Below are 14,445 nucleotides of genomic sequence, written 5' to 3'. Positions count from 1 at the left end.
ACTTGTTATTTCGCTGGGTAAGAAAGCGATGCTGGGGATTACTCAAGCGGCTCCAGATGCAGGTATCCCTGGGATTCCAGTACGTTCAGGATAGCGCGGCCTTCCATGGTACCTTCCATGATACGGCGTGCACGTACGGAATCGCCGATGGTGTATACATAAGCATTGGTATCAGCGAATGCTTCCTGGATCTCCGGCAGAACCGGGTTGTTGGAGCGCATTCCAAGGCAGTTGAATCCGTAATCGAATTCAAGATCTTGAATAGTTCCGTCTGGAAGTTTTACGGTGAATGCGTTTTCTTTTACTTCCTGAAGAGCAGTGTTGACATATTCTTTTACACCGTATTTGTCGTGTGTCTCACGCATGGAGCATTTGGTGATCGGGTCTGCAAGCATACCGATCTGCGGCAGCATATCGATGATGGTACACTCGGCGCCTCTCGGTGCAAAGTATTCAATAACGTCAAGTCCTACGGAACCGCCGCCGACTACAACGACTTTCTTGCCCTGACAGGCTTCTTCCGGATATTTTCCGGCGTTTACATTGTTGATCATACCAAAGATGGTATTTACGTTTCCGGCATCGATGTTCTCTTTCAGGCCTTTGATCGGCGGAACAAGCGGAACAGAACCGGTGGAGTTTACAATGATGTCCGGTTTGAACTGTTTGATCTTATCCACCGTAGCTTCGGTGTTGAGGAAAATATACAGGTTTTTCAGTCTGGCGGCTCTTGCCTCAAGGTATTTCGGGAAGTCTTTCATACGGCTCTTGCTTGGAAGATCAGAGATGAAAGTGGAAAGACCGCCGATGTGGTCGTTTTTCTCGAGTACGAAAACGTTGCATCCGACTTCTGCTGCGGTGCAGGCTGCTTCCATACCGGCAGTACCGGCGCCGACAACAACAACGTTACAGTTTTTGTTCACTTTCAGTGCTTTGTAAACATCGCCTTCCGGAACAGCCGGGTTTACGGTACAGCGGATCGGGCGGTTGACACCGATACGGTTTCCGGCACATCCAACGTTACAGGAGATACATTTCCGAAGAAGATCTTCCTCGCCGTTCTCAACTTTTTTCACCCAGTTCGGCTCAGCGATCAGGCCGCGTCCCATTCCGACGATATCTACATCGCCGCTCTCGAGAACTTTTTCAACGACCTTCGGGTCACGGTAGTTACCGGCGTTGATCACAGGTTTTTTAAATTTATCTTTTACGGCTCTTGCCATGTAGGAACGCCATCCATCCGGCAGGAAGTTGGAATCGATCTGATACTGCAGGGATGGGTTGAGACCGCAGGATACGTCGTACATATCTACGAACTCATCCAGGTACTCCAGGTATTCCAGGGTATCTTCCAGTGTGTTTCCGCCAGGAACACGCTCCTCGGCAGAGATACGAACGATGATCGGGAACCACGGTCCGACGTTTTTACGTACTTCTTCGAGGACCATACGCGGGAAGCGCAGGCGGTTTTCTACAGAACCACCGAATTCATCGGTTCTTTTATTGTAATACGGGGAGATGAACTGGCTCATCAGGTAAGAGTGGCCGCAGTGGATTTCAATGGCATCAAAGCCGATGGCCTGCACACGTTTTGCAGCCTCGCCGTATTTTTTCACGGTTGTTATGATTTCTTCTTTTGTCATCGGGCGAGGGGTTTCTCCGCCGGCTTTTGTCGGGATGTTGGAAGAAGAAACGGTTTCCATACCGGTTCTTGCGGAAGATGCGGAAGCTCCGGCGTGGTTGATCTGAATTGCTACGGTAGCACCGTTTTTATGAAGATTTTCGACTAACTGATAGTAGCGCGGCATAAAGCTGTCGTGGTCGATACGGATCTGGCTGGTTCCGTTGGAACCGACCGGGTACTCGATGTTGGCGTTCTCCAGAATAATAAGACCAACGCCGCCTTTTGCGCGGAGAGAGTAATAATTCATATGACGGTTACTCATCTCACCGCTTGTCTCACCGTAGTTGGTTCCCATCGGGGTCATTGCAATACGGTTTTTAATCGTTGTTCGTTTGATGGTAATTGGTTCAAAAATTTTTGGGTAAGCACTCTTCATGAAAATTTCTCCTTATTCATTACATGAGCGGTAATCCTCTGTTTGTGACAAATCCATCATAACTCTTTCGACTAAAAATTAACAATATCTTTCAGATAAACTTTTGATACGTTTTCGCTATCGTTTCTGGACTCTTCGATAATGTCAGCGTGCTGTTTCATGTATTCGGTAAACCGTTCGACAGCCGGAAGCCGGTAGCGGTTCTTCATCCAGAACATAAAGGTCTGATGATAAATCTCGAGACCGTTCAGCGTATGGATACGGATGCCGTCTGCCTGTTCCAGAATATCGGTTCGCGGCATAAGCGCGATACCGAAATTTTCACGCACCAGTGCCACAATCGAATATTCATCCGGGCATTCCATGATAATATTCGGATGAAGCTGATATTTTCGGTAGAGATGACCGGTATAAGCTCCCATCCAGGAGGCGCGGTCGTAGCCGATCACCGGATAACGGGTAAGCTTTACAAGCGGAACCTCCGGTTCATCGGCAATCGGATGCTGTTCCGGGGACACGATGACAAGCGGCTGCTGGATCAACGGAAAAAACTCCATGTCGTCGCGTTTTAAAAAGCCGCCAAACCCAAGATCGAGTTCGCCGGATTTCACCTTCTGTGCAATGGCCGGGGTATGGTTCTGCCAGAAGCTAAAGGCAACGTTTTTGTTTTCTTCTTTGTCCAGAAAGGTGCGGACGTTGTGCGGAATATAATGTCCGGCAAGTGGAAAAATATAACCGATGTTGATTTTGCCGCCACCGGAGGCGAGTTCTTTCATCTTGCCTGCCGCAATGTCACAGTCGCCTGCGATCCGGTCTGCATGCTCCAGGAAAAGACGGCCGGCATTGGTAAGGACAACACCGCGCCCTTTCTTTTCAAACAGCGTGATTCCAAGCTCACTTTCAAGGGCGGCCATCGAACGGCTCAGGGATGGCTGGGAAATATAAAGCTCCTCTGCCGCCTGGTGATAATTTTCCAGCCGGGCGACCTTTCGGAAATAGAGAATCTGATTCAGTGTCATGTGGTTTTTCCTCCTGAAAAAATGGTTCCGTAAGAAAGTCTTTGCTTCCTCTTATTATGATAACTCAAGTATACCATATCAATGCATTCAATGCATTGGTTTTTTCCTTTAAAAGCATTAGACCGTACACGTTTTCACTGTTAAAATAAAGGCAAATGTTATTTTTTTAACATTCACGAAACTGGTAATCTGTTGTTTGTGACAAAACAAAAGGATGAACCGAACAGAGGAAAAAGACAATTTGACCTCAACACGATCTATTTAAAAAGGAGAGAAACCATGAACAAGAAATACCTGCCAAGTGCATTAATTTTGTACTTGAACTACTTTATCCACGGTGTTGGATGCTCCATTCTTGGCCAGGCAGTCATCAAAGAGGCTCTGGCAGCAGCATGGGGAGTGGAAGCAATGGCAATTACTGCGATTTCTGCAGCACTCGGTCTTGGCCGTCTGATCGCACTGCCATTTGCAGGTCCTCTGTCCGACAAACTCGGACGCCGCATTTCCACTGCAATCGGAAGTGCTTCCTATGCAATTTACCTGATCGGCCTTGCTCTTGCATTTAATGCAGGAACACACGGCGGTTACACCATCGCTTACGTATGCGCCATCATCGGCGGTATCGCAAACTCCTTCCTGGATACCGGTATTTACCCGGCAGTATCCGAGATTATTTACAAAGCTCCTGGCGTTGCTACCATGGGAATCAAATTCTTCATCGCAATTGCTCAGATGCTGCTTCCATTTGTTCTTGGTGTAGCTGTTACTTCTACAGCAGCAGGCCTTACCTCCTACAATCCGTTATTCTACGGATGCGGAATCGCTTATATCGTACTTTTTGTACTGGTATTCCTGTTCCCGCTGCCAGACGCTGACCAGAAAGCATCCGGCAAAAAAGAGGGCCTGATCGACAGTCTGAAACATACACATTTCTCCTTCGAATCCATCGCCATGATCCTGATCGGATTCACCTGCACCGGTACCTTCCAGCTGTGGCTGAACTGTGCACAGAACTTTGCAAAAGAGAATGTAGGCTGGGCTGATCCGTCCATCATGCAGACCTATTATTCTGCAGGAACCATGCTGGCACTGATCGTAACAGCGTTCCTGACCAGAAAAATCAAAGATGTTCGTTTCATCGTTGTTTACCCGGCCATTTGCCTTGGAACTATGATTGCTGTCCTGATGGGACAGAGCAAACCGCTGATGATTGCCGGTGCTTTCATTATCGGATGGGCAGGCGCAGGCGGACTGCTTCAGATCGCAACTTCCGTTTGCAATATGCTGTTCCCGAAAATCAAAGGAACCGTAACCGCATTGGTTATGATTGCATCTTCTCTTTGCAACTACACCATCCTGACCGCAGCATCTAAAATGCAGCCGTCCGGCGTTATGACCATGAACATCGTTCTGACCGCAGTTGGTGTTGCGCTTGGACTGTTTGTAAACATTCGCTATAAAAAAATGGTTGAACTTGCACAGCAGGACAACTAAAATGAGGTTAAGGATTGCGGGAGTACGAAGTACCAGGGAATCCGGGCGTGAAAAAGAAAAGCCTGCAAAAGAAAAGTCAGGGTTAATATTGAAGAAAGAAGGAAAAACACATGAATACAGTAAAAGTTCGTGATATTGAAATCGGTGCCGGTGCACCGAAGATCATCGTTCCGATCGTAGGAGTTACCAAAAACGATATCATCGAAGAAGCAAAAACCTTCCATTCGATTCCGGTTGACGTTGTAGAGTGGCGTGTAGACTGGTTTGAAGGCGTATTCGACTTCGCACAGGTAGAAGATGCATTAAAAGACCTTCGTGCAGCACTCGGCAATATTCCGATTCTGATGACGTTCCGTACCTCCAAAGAGGGCGGCGAGAAAGCTATCGAGCCGGAAGCATACGCTGAGCTGAACATCAAGGCAGCACAGACCGGATACGTTGATCTGATCGACGTTGAGATCTTCACCGGAGATGAGATCGTAAAGAAAATCATCGACGGCGCACACGCTGCAGGCGTAAAGGTTGTTGCTTCCAACCATGATTTCTTCAAAACTCCTGCAAAAGCAGACATCATCTACAGACTGCGCAAGATGCAGGATATGAACGCAGATATTCCGAAGATCGCTGTTATGCCGCAGAATAAGAAAGACGTTCTGACCCTGCTTGCAGCAACAGAGGAAATGACCACCAATTATGCGGACAGACCGATCATCACCATGTCTATGGCAGGCACCGGTGTAATCAGCCGTCTCTGCGGTGAGGTGTTTGGTTCTTCCATGACCTTCGGCGCGGCGAAGAAAGCATCCGCACCGGGTCAGATGGGTGTGAATGATCTGAGCACCGTTCTGGATCTGCTTCACAAAGCCATGTAACCGTTTTTTCTTTATGGGACACCGGTATTTTTAGCTTTGCTGTTGATGCCGATGTCCCTTTTGTATTATTGTTCTGTTATAAATTTAACGGAGGTATGCCTTTTATGAAGAGAGTATTTCACTGGCTGGATGAAAACTTGGAAGAATTTCTTCTTGTGATCGGTCTGATCGCCATGACGCTGATCATGGGAATTCAGGTTTTCTGCCGCTACGTCCTTGGCATGTCGCTGTCGTGGTCGGAAGAGCTGACCAGATATATTTTTATCTGGTGCGGTTTTTTAAGCGTCAGCTACTGCAGCAAAAAATGCCTTTCCATCAAGATCGAGCAGTTTGTTGCGATTTTTCCGCGGAGAGGAAAAGCCATTTTCAAAATTGTGAATCATACATTTGAACTGATTTTTTTCATCTATATGATTCCGTTTGCTTTTTCCTATATGATGTCGTCAGTTAAAAGCGGCCAGCTTTCCCCGGCCTGCAAAATTCCGATGTACTTTATCCAGGCAGCACCGCTCGTCTCCTTTGTGCTGGTTGCATTCCGCGTTCTGCAGCGGTGGATGATCGAGTTCCGTGTGGCACGCGGTGAGAATGTTTTCGACCCGGCGCATCCGGAGCGAAATACGCCGGAGTCCTTCATCGAGGCAAATGCCGGAGCAGATAACGCCACAGAAAATGCCCTGAACGCGGGTATCGACAACCGCATCCATACGATTAAAAATTCGAATGAGGAGGAACGCTAATGCCAGTCGTAGTATTATTTCTGATTTTTGTTGCATTGCTGGTCATCGCTGTTCCGGTATCGATTACCCTTGGAATCACATCTGTGCTTCCGTCGGTGTTTGACCCGTCTTTTACGGTAGGAGCCAAATATCTGATCCGTGCCATGTTCGGAGGACTCGATTCCTTCCCTCTGCTGGCAGTTCCGATGTTCGTCCTCTCCGGTATCATCATGGCTAAGGGAGGCATCTCCAAAAAACTGTTTGATGTCTTTGCCTATTTTCTCGGAAAATTCACCGCAGGTATGCCGTGCGCCGTTATCGTCACCTGCCTTTTTTACGGTGCGATTTCCGGTTCCGCTCCGGCGACCGTTGCCGCTGTCGGAAGCATGACAATCCCGATTCTGACTACCCTTGGTTATGATCTGACATTCTCCACAGCGATTGTGGCAGTTGCCGGCGGCCTTGGCGTTATCATTCCCCCGAGTATTCCGTTCATCATGTACGGTATGGCTTCCGGCGCTTCGGTCAGTGACCTGTTCCTTGCCGGAATTGTACCGGGTCTGATGATCGGTCTGCTGCTGATGGTTTATGCCGTTTATCACTGCAAACGGTATGGGGAGGACAAAGAGAAGATCCATGCAGAAGTCAAAGTGCTGCATGACAAAGGCCTGCTTCGCGTTTTAAAAGAGAGCTTTTTTGCACTGCTCAGCCCGGTGATCATCCTTGGCTGTATCTACAGCGGTGTCGCTTCCCCGACTGAGGCGGCTGTTATCTCCGTATTCTATGCATTGATCATCAGCCTTTTTGTGTACAGGAGTATCCGCATCCGCGACATCTGGTCCATTCTGGTTGAGGCGATTCGTACCTTCACCCCGATCCTGTTTATTCTGGCGGCATCGACGGCATTTTCCCGTGTGCTGACGCTGATGCAGGTACCGCAGACGGTCAGCGAGTTTATCCTGAACAACTTCCACAGCCCGGTTGCGATCCTTCTGATCATCAATGTATTCCTGCTGATTGTCGGAATGGTTATGGATACGACACCGGCGATTCTGATTCTGACGCCGATCCTTCTGCCGATTGTGCAGGCGATCGGCATGAATCCGATTCAGTTTGGTGTCATCATGGTTGTCAACCTTGCGATTGGTTTCGTAACACCGCCGATCGGTGTCAATCTGTTCGTGGCAAGCTCCCTGACCGACGTTCCGGTTATGCAGATTGCGAAGAAGGCAATGCCGATGATCGGTTTCTTCCTCGTGGCGCTGCTGCTGATTACGTTTATCCCGGCAATTTCGATTGGAATTTTATAAGGAGGAGCGAAAGACAATGAAAAAGATGACAAAAAAGAAAAAGCTTTTCCGAAAAGTGACGGCGCTTGCCGCTGTCGTTGTACTCGGTGCATCACTTGCCGGCTGTGGTTCTTCCGATGGGGAGACAACACAGCGTTATTCCTGGCCGCTGGCAACGGCGAGCCCGGAGGACACCGTAACACAGATTTTTGCCGAGAAGTTTGCGGAAGAGATTTCAGAGCTGAGCGATGGAAGGATGAAAATTCAGGTTTACGCAAACTCAACGCTTGGCGGCGACCGCGATCTGCTTGAAACGTGTGCCGATGGTGATATTCCGTTTGTCGTACAGAATACGGCACCGCAGGTTTCTTTTATGGGGGATCTTGCCGTGTTTGATTTGCCGTGTGTGTTTGATTCTCTCGATGAATGCCGTGAGAAGATTGATAATCCGGAGTTTTACGAGCTGATCAGCAATGTTTACACAGAGGGCGGCTATCACCTGCTCGGTATGGCGGATCAGGGATTTCGTGTCATGAGTACGAATAAGCCGGTTTACAGCTTTTCGGATTTCAAGGGCCAGAAGATCCGTACCATGGAGAACAGCTACCATCTGGCATTCTGGAAAGCCATCGGTGCCAACCCGACGCCGATGAGCTTCAGTGAGGTTTACATCGGCCTGCAGCAGCACACGATTGATGCGCAGGAGAACCCGTATGAGGTCATCGTTTCGAATAATCTGTATGAGCAGCAGGATTACGTAGTGGAAACGAACCATCTGCCGCATCTGATTTCCCTGATTGTCAACGACGATTTCTTCAAAGCTCTGCCGGAGGACGAGCAAGAGATCATGACAGAGGCCGCAAAGATTGCGACCGAGTACGCAAGAGAGCAGTCCGATGCCCGTATCGCCGACAAGATCGCGACGATCGAGGAGAGCGGAACGAAGATTCTGACACTCGATGACCAGACAAGAGCGGAGATCCGAGAGGCATCGAAGAGTGTGTATAAGTCGATTGAGGAGAATATTGATCCGGCGATTTACAATGCGTATATGGATGGGATTGAAAACTGAGCGTTATTCACTAAAAAAATGGTGACGATTCAGAGCCTTATCTCGATGTTGCTTTTCGCTATATGAAACTCCGGAAAAATTGCTCATTCATGCAAGCGTGTTTCGCGATTTTTCTTCGGCTTCGCATGGCTCTGAATCGTTGCAAAAAAAGAAATTTCCCGGCTGCGGGGTGCTGAAAAACGGTGCTTCGCAGCCATTTTTTTCTGTCCGGATCGCTTTAAAATCACTTTGAATTTACAAAATCTGCCTTGCACCGTCGAAATTACAAGATTATAATGATGTTTGGAAGGTTTTTGAGCTATTACTGATGAACAAGGGAGGCAAAAAAATGATTTTTGAACACATGGACCGGATTGTATTTGCAGGAGATTCCGTAACAGATATGGAAAGTGCACAGCCGGTGGGGGAAGGTTTATTTGAAAATGTCGGAAAGAGCTACGTTCGAATTGTCGAGAACATGCTCGCAGCATTCTACCCGGAGATATATCTCCGCGTGACAAACTCCGGTATCAGTGGAAACACAAGCCGCGACCTGCTGCAGCGCTTCGACCGTGATGTCGTATCATTAAAACCAGACTGGGTATCCATCTGCATCGGCATCAACGACGTCTGGAGACAGTTCGACAGCCCGGCCATCCCGGACGAGCAGGTATCGCCGGAGGAGTACCGTTCCAACGTCGAAAAGATGATTCTTTCCGTAAAAGATAATGTAAAAGGAATTTTCCTCATGACCCCATACTACATGGAGCCAAATGGGGAGGACTGGATGAGAAAACGCATGGACACCTACGGCGCGATCTGCAGCGAGCTGGCTGAGAAATACGGCTGCCGCTTTATCGACCTGCAGGCCGTCTTCAACGATTACTTCCAGTACCGCCATTCCTCCTACATCGCCTGGGATCGAATCCATCCGAACCAGATCGGCGCTACAGTGATCGCACGGGCATTTCTGGAAAAATGCGGATTCGACTATAATCACAGACCGGAGCATGCTTGAAAAACCATTTCCGCAATCTGAAAGCGCCACTTTGCGGTATGGCTTGCCCTCATAAGGCAGACAAAAAGCGGGAATCGTTATTGGGGTCCTCGCTTTTTCTTTGTCCTGTTCTGTCTGAAAACAGCGGACAGAGTCGAAAAAAGAGAAAAAGAATCGGTAAAATTTTGCTTAAATTACCAAAAATAATTGCTGTTTTGGGACAGTTATGGTATATTATGACTATACATACATTTATGTGGCGCTACATGGGGACATAAGAGTGAGACATAAAAGAAAGGTAACTATTCAGAACCCCATCTCGATTCCGCTTGCGCTGCATCTCGATGTTGCTTCTCGCCATATGAAATTCCAGAAAACCGCGCATTCATGCAAGCGTGATTCACGATTTTCTTCTCTTTCGCATGGATCTGAATGGTTACAAATAAAGAATAGAACAGGAGAAAAAAAGATATGTATCTGGAAGAGTATAAGAGATGGCTGGCAGCTGATCTGGAAGACGCAGATCTGAACCCGGAGCTGGCACGGATTGAAGGAAACGATGAGGAGATCAAGGACCGTTTTGCTGTATCTCTGAAATTCGGAACCGCAGGACTTCGTGGTGTACTTGGCGCAGGAACAAACCGTATGAATATCTATGTAGTACGTCAGGCAACACAGGGACTTGCAAACTGGGTAAAAACACAGGGCGGAAACCAGACCGTAGCCATCAGCTATGACAGCCGTATTAAGAGCGATGTATTCGCAAAAACAGCAGCAGGCGTTCTGGCTGCAAACGGAATCAAAGTCAGAATTTACGACGCACTGATGCCGGTACCGGCACTTTCCTTTGCAACCCGTTATTACAACTGCAACGCAGGTATCATGGTAACTGCATCCCACAACCCGGCAAAATACAACGGCTACAAAGCCTACGGCCCGGACGGATGCCAGATGACCGATGATGCTGCAGCAATCGTATACGCAGAGATTCAGAAAACCGATATCCTGACCGGCGTAAAATATATGCCGTTTGCACAGGGAGTAGAAGAGGGACTGATCCGTTTCGTCGGCGATGACTGCAAGAATGCACTGTACGAAGCCATCGAATCCCGTCAGGTTCGTCCAGGCCTCTGCAAGACCGCTGGACTGAAACTCGTTTACAGCCCGCTGAACGGATCTGGTCTTGTACCGGTTACCCGTGTATTAAAAGACATCGGCATCACTGATATCACCATCGTTCCGGAGCAGGAGTATCCGAACGGATACTTCACCACCTGCAGCTATCCGAACCCGGAAATCTTTGCTGCACTGGAAAAAGGCCTGGATCTTGCAAAAGAGACCGGCGCAGACCTGATGCTGGCAACCGACCCGGATGCAGACCGTGTTGGTATTGCCATGAAGTGCCCGGATGGAAGCTATGAGCTGGTAACCGGAAACGAAGTCGGCGTTCTGCTTCTCGACTACATCTGCGCAGGCCGCATCGAGAAAGGCACCATGCCGGAGAAACCGGTTGCTGTAAAATCCATCGTATCCACACCACTGGCAGATGCTGTTGCCGAGCACTACGGCGTTGAGCTCCGCAGCGTTCTGACCGGATTCAAATGGATCGGCGATCAGATTGCAAACCTTGAGGCAGACGGCGAAGTAGACCGCTTCATCTTCGGATTCGAGGAGAGCTACGGATACCTGGCCGGTCCGTATGTAAGAGATAAAGACGCAGTCATCGGCTCCATGCTGATCTGCGAGATGGCAGCTTATTACAGAAGCATCGGAAGCTCCCTGAAACAGAGACTGGAAGAGATCTATGCCGAGTATGGCCGTTACCTGAACAAAGTAGACAGCTTCGAGTTCCCGGGACTTAGCGGAATGGACAAGATGGCCGGTATTATGGATGGCCTTCGAAAAGAGCCGCTGACCGAGATCGCAGGTTCCGCTGTTGTCAAAGTAACCGATTACGAGAAACCGGAAGAAACAGGACTCCCATCCGCAAACGTTCTGATCTACAAACTGGCAAATGGTGAAACCGTCATCGTCCGCCCGTCCGGTACAGAGCCGAAGATCAAGGTATATTACACAACACTTGGCAAGGATCTGGCAGAGGCAGAAGCAGAGAAAGAAAAACTCGCAGAGGCTTTGAAACCGATTTTGGCATAAAGAAAATAAAAGAATGGAAGGGCGTGGCTTTGGTCACGCCCTTTTTTGAACCGAAATTTCTTTTGAAAAGTGTAAGATTTTCTGCAAAATGGCGTGATGATAGATGAAAGGGGGGATTTCCATATGGAGGATACTCATATTGTCCAAATGTACTGGGACAGGAACGAAACAGCGATCAGCGAGTCTGCGGTGAAATATGGTACATACTGTACTTCGATTGCACAGAATATTCTGCAGAATCCGGCGGATGCAGAAGAATGTGTCAACGACACCTGGCTTCACGCGTGGAATGCCATGCCGCCGCACCGGCCGTCTCTGCTATCCACATTTCTTGGAAAAATAACGAGAAATCTTTCGTTTGATCTGTATAGAAAAATGCATCGCAAAAAACGCGGAGAAAGTCAGATGGATGCGGTATTGGACGAGCTGGAAGAATGTGTTTCGGGGAAAGATGATATTGAGCGGCAGTGGGAGATGAAAGAACTGATCGCGGAGATCAATCAGTTTCTGCAGAAGCTGCCGGAGGAAAAACGATGCATGTTTGTCCTGCGGTACTGGTATGTAGACAGCATCGGTGAAATCGCGGAGCGGCTGGGAAGAAGTGAAAATTATATTTCAGTTTCATTAAACCGGATCCGTGGAAAATTGCATACACACTTGACGGAAAGGGGGTTCGAATTATGAAGAAAGAAGAATTGTTTGAAGTGCTGGGAAATCTGGAGCCTGGTATGGTGGAAAAAGCACGGAGTGATCGCCACCCGCGGAGAGGCGTATGGAAAAAATGGACGGCCGCCGCAGCCTGCGCGGTGATCATCGGCGGAGCTGTGCTGGGGGTTGCGACATGGAGAAACGGTCGGGAGGGTTCTGCAGTCCGTTATCCGTCGGGGGTAACGACGGTTCTGGCGGCTTATCCGGCATCTGTGGAGCGGACAATGGATGCACAGAAATTCATGGAAAGCGATGCACACTGGGACTGGTGGGATTCGTACCGGGAGTTGACAGCAAAATCAGCAGAACTGCAGTCGGGAATGGATGCATATTATCAGAACCTGATGAAACAAATGCTGGTTTCAGAAGATGAAAATACCGTCTGCTCGCCGATCAATCTGTATATCGCGTTTGCAATGCTGGCGGAAACTTCGGATGGAAATACGCGGCAGCAGATTCTGGATATGCTTGGTGCGCAGGACATGGACACCTTACGGGAAAATGTTTCTTCACTCTGGGAAAGCAATTATGCAGACACGCCCGCGCTGAAAAGTGTGCTGGCAAATTCGCTGTGGCTCGATAGTGAGGAATCATACAATGACGCAACGCTGCAGCGGCTGGCGGAGCAGTACTATGCATCGACATTCAGAGGAACGCCAGGATCAAAAGAAATGGATCAGGCATTGCAGACCTGGACGGATAATAATACCGGCGGGCTTTTGAAGGAATATACGAAAGACATGGCGATCGCACCGGATACCGTGTTTGAGCTTGTATCTACCATCTATTATAAGGCGATGTGGAGGGAAAATTTCTGGGAAGTGAATACAGAGAAGGAAACGTTCCACGGAACTGCGGGAGACACCGATGTGGATATGATGAAAAAAACGGAACGGATGGATGTCTACCAGGGAGAACAATTTACGGCAATCGGTCTTAGCCTTCAGGACAGCGGCTCTATGTATTTCCTGCTTCCGGATGAAAATGCAGATGTAAGTGAACTGGTATCATCGCCGGATCTGATGAAGGTTATACGGCGGGATGAAAGCAGTGATAACTGGTATTCCCCTATGGTGAATCTGTCTGTTCCTAAATTTAAAGTATCGGAGAAAACAGACCTGATCGAAACGGTGCGTGCACTTGGTGTAACGGATGCACTGGATGCGGATCTGGCGGATTTCAGTCCATTAACAGAGAACAGGAATGGCTTATACCTGAGCAAAGCAGACCACGCCGCCATGCTCGAAATTGATGAAAACGGAGTAACCGGAGCAGCCTATACAGAACTTGGCGTTTCAGAAACCGCAGCAGAAATCCCGGACGACGAAATCGATTTCGTACTGGATCGTCCATTCCTGTTTCTTGTTACGGGGCAGGACGGATCGCTGTTGTTCTCGGGAGTTGTAAGAAATATCGACGGGAAGTGAAAAAAGGAGTCGGACTGTCCGACTCCTTTTAAAATAGAAGAACTCAGGGTATTTCATTCTCCGAAGCGGATATTCTTTACTGTTTTCTTCTCAATATGCAAATCTTCATAAATCCGGTTGCCACCATTTCCCTGCGGCGCCTGGGCAAGAAGCCCTACTTTTACGGTCTTTTTACCGGAAAGATTAAAAAATCTTGTCATAAAATAATGAATGCCGTCTTCAGAATAATGGAAAGCAAAGGAATTTTTCACTCTGCAAATTTTCAGCCATGCGGTATTTCCGGAAATATTACTTCCGTTGGCATCGTCAGAATAACCTTGTTTCGTCACAACGCTGACAGCGGCATGAGTTCCGAAATCGGTTTTTTCAAAGCAGCTTTTTGCCCAGTTGTCCAGATCTTCCATGACCATAAGAGAAGAAGAGTCATAGATGTCTTTGAAGTCATGAGAAACTTTGACAGTCAGAACAAAATCGCCTTCGATTTCCGTATAATAATAGGGTGCATTGTGCAGTGATTCCGGCGTAATGCCTTCTTCCGAAACAGTGCCGTTGTTGCAGAAGAAATCTGTCCCAGCCGGTGCAAAGATGACAAGCTTGCCTTCTTCCTCTCTTTTTAATTCGCTTTCATTTAACCAGGAAAAATCCATCATCCTATCTC

The 14,445-nt window shown here is 48.3% G+C and carries 13 protein-coding genes; 9 read left to right on the top strand and 4 right to left on the bottom strand.

Annotated elements, in window-relative coordinates:
* Positions 1 to 38 precede the first annotated feature (38 nt).
* Together DW769_RS06155 and DW769_RS06150 are read right to left on the bottom strand one after the other, a co-directional pair.
* Complete coding sequence (locus tag DW769_RS06155; RefSeq protein WP_118750128.1) at positions 39 to 2,060, bottom strand: oxidoreductase; 2,022 nt, start codon at positions 2,058 to 2,060, stop codon at positions 39 to 41.
* 71 nt (positions 2,061 to 2,131) lie between these two features.
* Complete coding sequence (locus tag DW769_RS06150; RefSeq protein WP_022462049.1) at positions 2,132 to 3,079, bottom strand: LysR family transcriptional regulator; 948 nt, start codon at positions 3,077 to 3,079, stop codon at positions 2,132 to 2,134.
* A gap of 279 nt (positions 3,080 to 3,358) precedes the next feature.
* On the opposite strand from DW769_RS06150, the gene DW769_RS06145 reads away from it, so the two are divergent.
* The 6 genes from DW769_RS06145 (at position 3,359) to DW769_RS06120 (ending at position 9,519) form a co-directional block, all read left to right on the top strand.
* The gene (locus DW769_RS06145; RefSeq protein WP_118750127.1) at positions 3,359 to 4,573 is read left to right on the top strand and encodes an MFS transporter; all 1,215 of its coding nucleotides are present in this window, start codon (positions 3,359 to 3,361) and stop codon (positions 4,571 to 4,573) included.
* Positions 4,574 to 4,683: 110 nt separating this feature from the next.
* Positions 4,684 to 5,445 carry a type I 3-dehydroquinate dehydratase gene (gene aroD, locus DW769_RS06140; RefSeq protein WP_055226275.1) on the top strand — a complete coding sequence of 254 codons (762 nt, stop codon included), beginning with the start codon at positions 4,684 to 4,686 and terminating at the stop codon, positions 5,443 to 5,445.
* 104 nt (positions 5,446 to 5,549) lie between these two features.
* The gene (locus DW769_RS06135) at positions 5,550 to 6,182 is read left to right on the top strand and encodes a TRAP transporter small permease (protein ID WP_117510066.1); all 633 of its coding nucleotides are present in this window, start codon (positions 5,550 to 5,552) and stop codon (positions 6,180 to 6,182) included.
* Positions 6,182 to 7,471 (top strand): TRAP transporter large permease, encoded by a 1,290-nt coding sequence (locus DW769_RS06130; RefSeq protein WP_118750126.1) that lies wholly within the window; start codon positions 6,182 to 6,184, stop codon positions 7,469 to 7,471. The genes DW769_RS06135 and DW769_RS06130 overlap by 1 nt, the downstream gene beginning before the upstream one ends.
* 16 nt (positions 7,472 to 7,487) lie before the next feature.
* Positions 7,488 to 8,522 (top strand): TRAP transporter substrate-binding protein, encoded by a 1,035-nt coding sequence (locus tag DW769_RS06125; RefSeq protein ID WP_243105422.1) that lies wholly within the window; start codon positions 7,488 to 7,490, stop codon positions 8,520 to 8,522.
* 328 nt (positions 8,523 to 8,850) lie between these two features.
* Positions 8,851 to 9,519 (top strand): SGNH/GDSL hydrolase family protein, encoded by a 669-nt coding sequence (locus DW769_RS06120; RefSeq protein WP_118750125.1) that lies wholly within the window; start codon positions 8,851 to 8,853, stop codon positions 9,517 to 9,519.
* On the opposite strand, the gene DW769_RS17400 is transcribed toward DW769_RS06120, so the two are convergent.
* On the bottom strand, positions 9,498 to 9,572 hold the full coding sequence (locus DW769_RS17400) for a DUF6783 domain-containing protein (protein ID WP_368249205.1): 75 nt from the start codon (positions 9,570 to 9,572) through the stop codon (positions 9,498 to 9,500). The two genes, DW769_RS06120 and DW769_RS17400, sit on opposite strands and share 22 nt — an antisense overlap.
* Before the next feature lie 397 nt (positions 9,573 to 9,969).
* On the opposite strand from DW769_RS17400, the gene DW769_RS06115 reads away from it, so the two are divergent.
* From DW769_RS06115 to DW769_RS06105, 3 genes are all read left to right on the top strand, one after another.
* The gene (locus tag DW769_RS06115) at positions 9,970 to 11,652 is read left to right on the top strand and encodes a phospho-sugar mutase (RefSeq protein WP_055218946.1); all 1,683 of its coding nucleotides are present in this window, start codon (positions 9,970 to 9,972) and stop codon (positions 11,650 to 11,652) included.
* A 123-nt stretch (positions 11,653 to 11,775) separates the two neighbouring features.
* Positions 11,776 to 12,336 (top strand): RNA polymerase sigma factor, encoded by a 561-nt coding sequence (locus DW769_RS06110; protein ID WP_118750124.1) that lies wholly within the window; start codon positions 11,776 to 11,778, stop codon positions 12,334 to 12,336.
* On the top strand, positions 12,333 to 13,787 hold the full coding sequence (locus DW769_RS06105) for a serpin family protein (RefSeq protein ID WP_118750123.1): 1,455 nt from the start codon (positions 12,333 to 12,335) through the stop codon (positions 13,785 to 13,787). The genes DW769_RS06110 and DW769_RS06105 overlap by 4 nt, the downstream gene beginning before the upstream one ends.
* Before the next feature lie 53 nt (positions 13,788 to 13,840).
* Here the strand turns inward: DW769_RS06105 and DW769_RS06100 are convergent, their stop codons facing one another.
* Positions 13,841 to 14,434: a DUF1349 domain-containing protein gene (locus DW769_RS06100; RefSeq protein WP_055218940.1), complete on the bottom strand. Its 594-nt coding sequence runs from the start codon at positions 14,432 to 14,434 to the stop codon at positions 13,841 to 13,843.
* Positions 14,435 to 14,445 lie beyond the last annotated feature (11 nt).

The sequence above is a fragment of the Blautia sp. AM29-29 genome (assembly GCF_003480555.1).
GTDB classification, from domain to species: domain Bacteria; phylum Bacillota; class Clostridia; order Lachnospirales; family Lachnospiraceae; genus Fusicatenibacter; species Fusicatenibacter saccharivorans.
Note: the sequence above shows the minus strand (reverse complement) of the source record. Positions and strands in the feature narration are given on the sequence as shown.

Excerpts from the sequence above, each read along its gene's own strand:
- DW769_RS06120 (WP_118750125.1), top strand. The coding sequence starts at position 8,851 with ATGATTTTTGAACACATGGACCGGATTGTATTTGCAGGAGATTCCGTA.
- DW769_RS06145 (WP_118750127.1), top strand. The coding sequence starts at position 3,359 with ATGAACAAGAAATACCTGCCAAGTGCATTAATTTTGTACTTGAACTAC.
- DW769_RS06105 (WP_118750123.1), top strand. The coding sequence starts at position 12,333 with ATGAAGAAAGAAGAATTGTTTGAAGTGCTGGGAAATCTGGAGCCTGGT.
- DW769_RS06150 (WP_022462049.1), bottom strand. The coding sequence starts at position 3,079 with ATGACACTGAATCAGATTCTCTATTTCCGAAAGGTCGCCCGGCTGGAA.
- DW769_RS06135 (WP_117510066.1), top strand. The coding sequence starts at position 5,550 with ATGAAGAGAGTATTTCACTGGCTGGATGAAAACTTGGAAGAATTTCTT.
- DW769_RS06130 (WP_118750126.1), top strand. The coding sequence starts at position 6,182 with ATGCCAGTCGTAGTATTATTTCTGATTTTTGTTGCATTGCTGGTCATC.
- DW769_RS06155 (WP_118750128.1), bottom strand. The coding sequence starts at position 2,060 with ATGAAGAGTGCTTACCCAAAAATTTTTGAACCAATTACCATCAAACGA.
- DW769_RS06115 (WP_055218946.1), top strand. The coding sequence starts at position 9,970 with ATGTATCTGGAAGAGTATAAGAGATGGCTGGCAGCTGATCTGGAAGAC.
- DW769_RS06110 (WP_118750124.1), top strand. The coding sequence starts at position 11,776 with ATGGAGGATACTCATATTGTCCAAATGTACTGGGACAGGAACGAAACA.
- aroD (WP_055226275.1), top strand. The coding sequence starts at position 4,684 with ATGAATACAGTAAAAGTTCGTGATATTGAAATCGGTGCCGGTGCACCG.
- DW769_RS06100 (WP_055218940.1), bottom strand. The coding sequence starts at position 14,434 with ATGGATTTTTCCTGGTTAAATGAAAGCGAATTAAAAAGAGAGGAAGAA.
- DW769_RS06125 (WP_243105422.1), top strand. The coding sequence starts at position 7,488 with ATGAAAAAGATGACAAAAAAGAAAAAGCTTTTCCGAAAAGTGACGGCG.